The following is a 5,788-nucleotide window of genomic DNA, read 5'->3' as shown; positions in this document are numbered from 1 at the left end:
CTGTTAACGAATGCGCTGCGGAGAAAATGTCGCGGTGAAGGAAATCGCGTACCGGGACGGCGAGCGGCGTCAATCGGACGTGTCGTCGTTGTCTGAGCTCAGGATTCTGCTGTACGCGTCGCGGTCGATGTTGCCGCCGCTCAGCACCGCGACGTAGTTGCGACCCGCCGGAAGCTCGTCACGCCGCGCGAGATAGGCCGCGACCGCCACCGCCCCGCCCGGCTCGGCCACCAGGCGCGCACCGGCCGCCAGCGTGCGGACCGCGTCGAGAATGGCCTGCTCCGGAACGGTGATGACGCCGTCGACCAGTTCCCTGATATGCAGCCAGGTCAGCTCGCCGACGCTGGACGAGCGCAACGCGTCGGCGACGGTGCGCCAGGTGTCCTCCACCGGCCAAGCCGTACGCTCGCCGCGGCGAAGTGACTCGTGTGCGTCGGCCGCCAGCTCCGGCTCCACGCCGAACACCGAGACGCCCGGTATCAGCTCTTTGGCCGCGACCGCGACCCCGGAGACGAGGCCGCCTCCGCTGACCGGCGCGAGGATCGTGTCGACCGAGATGCCGAGCTCCTGAGCCTGCTCGGCGATCTCCACGCCGATGGTGCCCTGGCCCGCGATCACCCGCGGATCGTCGAAGGGGTGAATCAGGGTCCGACCGGTCTCGGCCGCGAGCCTGCGGGCCGCCTCCTCGCGCTCGGCCGCGGGCACGCGCACGACCGTCGCGCCGAGCGCCTGCGTCGCGGCCACCTTGTTCTGCGCCGAGCCGTGCGGGATCACGATCAGCGCGTCCACGCCGAACCGCGCCGCCGCATAGGCCACCGCCTGCGCGTGGTTGCCGCTGGACACCGCTATCACGCCGGCCTCGCGCGCCGGGGCGTCGAGCGCCGCGAGGGCGTTCACGGCGCCACGGATCTTGAATGCGCCGATCGGCTGGAGCGACTCCGCCTTGATCCACAGCGGCCGGTCAGGGTCCGCCCACGGGCAAGGCAGCAGCGGAGTACGGGTCGCTATGCCGGCGATCCGCTTCGCCGCCGCCAACACCTCGTCGAGCCGCACGAGCTCGGCCATGGCACCGTCTCCCCTCCGAGACCGACTTTTCTCGATCATAAAGGACCACTCGGACACAGCCCGGGGGAGAAGGTCCGCAAAGCCGCGGTGCGCCTGTGGTCTACTGTGCGATGCGACGAGACAGCGACGGGTTCGTAACGGGGAGTAGGCGATGAGGCGGATAACCTATTTTCAGGGGGCTGTCGTGCTCGCCGACGTCGGCACCGGAGCGCAGGCGTTGGCGTTGCCGCAGGACGAGCTGACCGCCGCGGTGCGGATCGGGGCGATTCTCGCGCGCAACTACGGCACGCTGATGCCGGGCGAATACCAGGCCGTCGTCGAGGCCGGCGACGGCGGGGACGCCGCCGCGCGCGTCGTGGTCAGGGAGGCCGATCCACGAGTGGTTCAGGCGCGTGACCTGCTGGCCGCGATCGCCACGGACCGCGAGTACACCGCCGCGGAGCTCGACGAGGTGCGGCGCCGGCTCTGAGTAGCGCGGCGGCTGATACGCCAAGTGCATGGTTTGCCGCCCGCCGAAGCCCGTTGCGCGGCGCGATCCGTGAGAATCGAAGTATGTTGAGCATCGGAACCGTAGTCGTGGGCGTGTCCGACATGCGCCGCGCCGTCGAATTCTGGACCAAGGCGCTTGGCTACGCGCCGCGCGACGAGGTGACGGACGGCTGGACGTTCCTCATCCCGCCGGACGGTAAATCAGGACCCGGTCTCGGACTTCAGCCGAGCGACGCGCCGGTGGAGCACCACCCGCGCATCCACCTCGACCTCTACGCGGGCGACGCGGCCGACCAGGCGGCCGAGGTCGAGCGGCTGGTCTCGCTCGGCGCGCAGCGCGTCGACTGGGACATGTATCCGCAGGACCCGGACTTCGTCGTGCTGGCGGACCCCGACGGCAACCGGTTCTGCGTCATCGACACCAGCCGCGGATAGGGTCGGCCACTTTCCGTGTGACGCTGCATGCTGACTTATTGGATGCGCTCAATCCCGCAGCGGCGCGCCGAAGCTGACCGGAACGCCGGGGGAGTACAGCACGCTGTCCGGCGGGCGGACCGGCGCGGGGAGTCCGGCCGCCGCGACCAGGCTCTCCTGCAGGTCCAGCACCTCGGCGCGATGCAGCGACCAGCGCGGGTGCTCGTTCGGCAGGTACAGCGTGCGGCGAAGCGGTGCGTAGTGCAGACCCCAGCGTGCGGTCATGAAGTGCTCAGCGGCAGAGGGTTCCTCGATCCGCTCGCCGATGCGTACCCTGATATGCGAGCGTGCCGACGACTTGCCCGGCCAGTGCCTGCGGCTTGTGTACTCGAACACGTCGTCCCCCTGCCGCCGCACCGACATGCGTGACCAGACGTACGGCAGCTTGAAGCCGATTCGCGCGGTGAGAACAGGCAGCAACCGGGCCGCGTCCAGCGACAGGAATACGACCGCTCGCCGCCCGGCCTCATCCACCGAGTACAGGCGCACATTCGTCTCCGGGAAGGTGCCGATCCACGGCATGCCCGGTAATCCAAGCCAGCCGATCCGATACATCCGAAATGCGATGAGACCGATATACGTCTGACCGTCGATTACGTCCGGCTGCGTGCCTTTAGGCAAAAACGGCTGCACAACCTCCGGCGCCACGGACCAATGCAGGAAAGTCAGATCCAGCCACGACTGCGTTAACAACGCGCGTCGTACCGGCCTGGCCGCGTCGGGCGTCACCGGTTCGATTCGGGCAGGCAGAGGCATCGAGCCAGCATGGCACAGGCCACTCCCGCTCGCAGAAGACGCCCCGGCGGCTAGCCGCGACGGGCCGGAGAGACCGCCTCCAAGTACCGCGCCGAGGACTTCTCCCAGGACAGCTCCGCCTCGAAGATCTCGTGCAACCGCTCGCCGATGGCCGCGCGTTCCTTCTGCGGCAGCCCGATCATCGTCTCCAGCGCGTCCGCGAAGGCCGGCAGGCTCTGGTCCTCCGCCACCACCCCGGAATCCGCGACCAGCCGCGAATTCTCCCGCAGCGGCCGCAGCACCACCGGGATGCCGCGCGCCATCGCATGCGTGACCTTGTTCATCGCGCAGTAGTGGTTGAACTCGATGTCCGGATCGGGCACCGTCATCGCGTCGATCTCGTCGAGGAACGCGCCGATCTGCTCCGGGCCGAGCCAGCCGCGCAGATGCACCAACTCGCCGAGCCCGCGCTGTGCCACCTGCTCGCGGACCCCCGCGAGCGCCGGCCCGTCACCCGCGACCTCCACGCGGAAGCCGGTCACGCCGCGGCCGCGCAGCAGGTCGACCGCCTCGACCAGATCCCCGACTCCGTCCTGTTCGCCGATTACGCCCAGATACCCGAGTACGGTCGTGTCCCTGTCCTCCCGCGTCTCCGTGCGTTCCCCCGCAACAACCGATGCGGTACGCACGACGACTGCTTCGCGGCCATACAACTGACGTAGCCGCTCGACCTGCTCCGAACTCGGCGTCAGGACCACGTCCGCAGCCGCGACGGTCTTGCGCTCGCAGGCGAGGAACAGCCGCTCCAGCTTCTGGAAGGCCGGGCGCGAACCGGCCAGTGCCGGCACCACGTCGTGCTGGTCGTACACCGTCCAGCAGCCGCGCCGCCGAGCCCGGCTCAGCAACCGGAAGAGCATGTCCGGCGGATTGCACACCTGAACCATGCGCGCGCTCGCCGGCTGCCTGAGCGCGCGCCGGGCCGCACGCGTCGAAGCGAACGTCGTCCAAGCGCCTTCGACAATGGTGCCGAGTCGCCCCGCGCCCTCGAACGACGGGAAATACTCCACGTCGATGCCGTCGATCGTCGCCTTGCCCGGCCGCTTGTCCCGAATCGCCGGACACACGACCGTCACGGACACGCCGTCATCGCGCAACGCCTGCGCCTGCGCCCACACTCGATGGTCGTCAGGCACCGGCAGGTTCAGCACGACAATCACCGCACGCGGCGTACTGCCCGTGCCCGCACCCGCTCGCATCCTCACGGGGCGTCGATTTCGGTCAGCACGCCGTCCTTCTCCAGGTACACCGCATCGGTCTGCGGGCACACGAAACGCCCGGACCCCTCGCCGTCCTCCACCAGCCGCACCCCGGCCCGGCCGACCCAGCCGACCTGCCGCGCCGGAACCCCGAGCACCAAGGCGAAATCGGGCACGTCACGCGTCACCACCGCGCCCGCCGCCACCATCGCCCACCGCCCGATCGTCACCGGCGCCACGCACACCGACCGCGCCCCGACCGAGCCGCCCTCCAGGACCGTCACGCCGACCGCGTGCCAGTCGTCGGCGGTCTTCAACCGGCCGTCCGGAGTCACCGAGCGCGGGTTCAGGTCGTTCGTGAACACCACCGCGGGCCCGACGAACGCCCCGTCGCCGAGCACCGCCGGTTCGTAGACGAGCGCGTTGTTCTGGATCTTGACGTTGTCGCCGACCTGCACGCCCGGTCCGAGATACGCGCCCCGGCCGACAATGCACGAGCGCCCGAGCACGGCATTCTCACGCACCGACGCGCCGTGCCAAACCGAGGTGCCCTCGCCCAGCACCGCGCTTGCGTGTACATCCGCGTCCGGCGCGATACGGGTGCCCGTCCTCACGTTGTCCGCCGTGCTTCCCGTACTCATGCGGGCACCCTCTCCGTTTCCTTCGGCCTGTCCGGCTTTGCCTTGCGCGCCTTGCGCCACTTGCCGTTCCCGCTCTTGTCCGCCGTCTTCGCGCGCCGGTTTCTGCGCCGCATGTACCGGTCGTACCAATTAGGCAGGACGACCACCGCGACCAAACCGATCAGCGCGACCCCGGCGAGCCCCCGGGACTTCGATCCGTGCACCTGCGCTACCGCCGGCGCCACCAGTTCCTGCGTCGTGATGCGAAGTGACGCCGGCACGTCGGCGCGCGCCTGAAGGTCGTTCAACTCCGCGATGAACACTGCGGAAAGATTCGTGAGGCTGGTCAATACGGCATTCGGGTCGTGGCCGGTCACGCTCAGCTGCTCGGCGGGGATCGTGTATCTCGGCGTCTGCACGGTGCCGTTGTTGCGCGGCGTCAACGAGTAGTCATCCGTCACCCCGGCCTGACGCAGCCGGGCCGCCGAGGTGGAGTCGCTGAGCACCGTGTCGACCATCAGGCCGGTGGCGGCGATCGACGGGGTGGCCGCGGCCAGCGTGTTCGGCGCGGCCGGGTCCTGCGGCGGGACCAGCAGTAGCACCGAGGTTGCCTGGAACACCCGCGGCGGATGGTCCACCTTCCAGCCCGCGGCCGCGGTCACCAGCAGCACGACCGCGGCTATGTACCAGCGTGATCGCACCGTCTCGATCACTTCGCGAAACGACACCGCAGCCCTCCCCTGGTCCGCGTCCCTCCCGCGCAACCGTATAGCTGATCGGGCCGCCCGCGCACGAAAGTGCCGAACAATGACCCAAGTCGCCGAAGCGGTGGATGCATCGCCGCTACGGGCCCTATTCTCTACCCGTGGACGGTGCGCACGGCACCGCCCCGGCGTCAGACCGGGCTGCGGGGCCAACGCACGCAAGGGGAGGGGTTCATGGATCTGGCGGAGGTTGTCCGAGTCATACGCAAACGCTGGTACGTGATGGTGCCGCTATTGCTGCTCACCATCGCGCTCACCGTCGGCGTGGACCGGGCCATTCCCACGAAATACCAGGCAACCAGTGAACTCTCGCTGCTTGCCTCACAGTCCGCGACCACAGGCACCGAGAAGGTGCCCGGCACCGGCAACGCGTTCCTGAACTTCG

At 69.2% G+C, this 5,788-nt stretch carries 7 protein-coding genes and 1 pseudogene; 3 read left to right on the top strand and 5 right to left on the bottom strand.

Going from position 1 to position 5,788, the window contains the following annotated elements; translation table 11 throughout:
• Positions 1-69 precede the first annotated feature (69 nt).
• Positions 70-1,065: a threonine ammonia-lyase gene (locus VFB40_RS17770; protein ID WP_324852043.1), complete on the bottom strand. Its 996-nt coding sequence runs from the start codon at positions 1,063-1,065 to the stop codon at positions 70-72.
• Positions 1,066-1,216: 151 nt separating this feature from the next.
• Here VFB40_RS17770 and VFB40_RS17765 point away from each other — a divergent pair, with 151 nt between their 5' ends.
• Together VFB40_RS17765 and VFB40_RS17760 are read left to right on the top strand one after the other, a co-directional pair.
• A complete protein-coding gene (locus VFB40_RS17765; protein ID WP_324852041.1) occupies positions 1,217-1,534 on the top strand; it encodes a hypothetical protein in 318 nt (105 codons plus the stop codon).
• Between the two features lie 83 nt (positions 1,535-1,617).
• Positions 1,618-1,989, top strand: a complete 372-nt coding sequence (locus tag VFB40_RS17760) for a VOC family protein (protein ID WP_324852039.1) — start codon at positions 1,618-1,620, stop codon at positions 1,987-1,989.
• A gap of 48 nt (positions 1,990-2,037) precedes the next feature.
• Here the strand turns inward: VFB40_RS17760 and VFB40_RS17755 are convergent, their stop codons facing one another.
• Genes VFB40_RS17755 through VFB40_RS17740 form a run of 4 tightly spaced genes read right to left on the bottom strand, consistent with a single transcriptional unit; the run spans position 2,038 to position 5,367 of the window.
• Positions 2,038-2,784, bottom strand: coding sequence for a YqjF family protein (locus tag VFB40_RS17755; RefSeq protein WP_349261528.1), 747 nt, complete (start codon positions 2,782-2,784; stop codon positions 2,038-2,040).
• A gap of 50 nt (positions 2,785-2,834) precedes the next feature.
• Positions 2,835-3,980: a glycosyltransferase gene (locus VFB40_RS17750; RefSeq protein WP_324852035.1), complete on the bottom strand. Its 1,146-nt coding sequence runs from the start codon at positions 3,978-3,980 to the stop codon at positions 2,835-2,837.
• Positions 3,981-4,021: 41 nt separating this feature from the next.
• Positions 4,022-4,660 (bottom strand): acyltransferase, encoded by a 639-nt coding sequence (locus tag VFB40_RS17745; RefSeq protein ID WP_324852033.1) that lies wholly within the window; start codon positions 4,658-4,660, stop codon positions 4,022-4,024.
• Positions 4,657-5,367, bottom strand: coding sequence for a GumC domain-containing protein (locus VFB40_RS17740; RefSeq protein WP_324852031.1), 711 nt, complete (start codon positions 5,365-5,367; stop codon positions 4,657-4,659). The genes VFB40_RS17745 and VFB40_RS17740 overlap by 4 nt, the downstream gene beginning before the upstream one ends.
• Positions 5,368-5,577: 210 nt before the next feature.
• On the opposite strand from VFB40_RS17740, the pseudogene VFB40_RS17735 reads away from it, so the two are divergent.
• Positions 5,578-5,788: pseudogene (locus VFB40_RS17735) on the top strand (chain length determinant protein); the annotation flags it as partial.

The organism is Actinocrinis sp. (assembly GCF_035650855.1).
In the GTDB taxonomy this organism is placed as follows: domain Bacteria; phylum Actinomycetota; class Actinomycetes; order Streptomycetales; family Catenulisporaceae; genus Actinocrinis.
The sequence above is the reverse complement of the archived record's forward strand: the minus strand, read 5'-3'. Positions and strand labels throughout refer to the sequence as shown.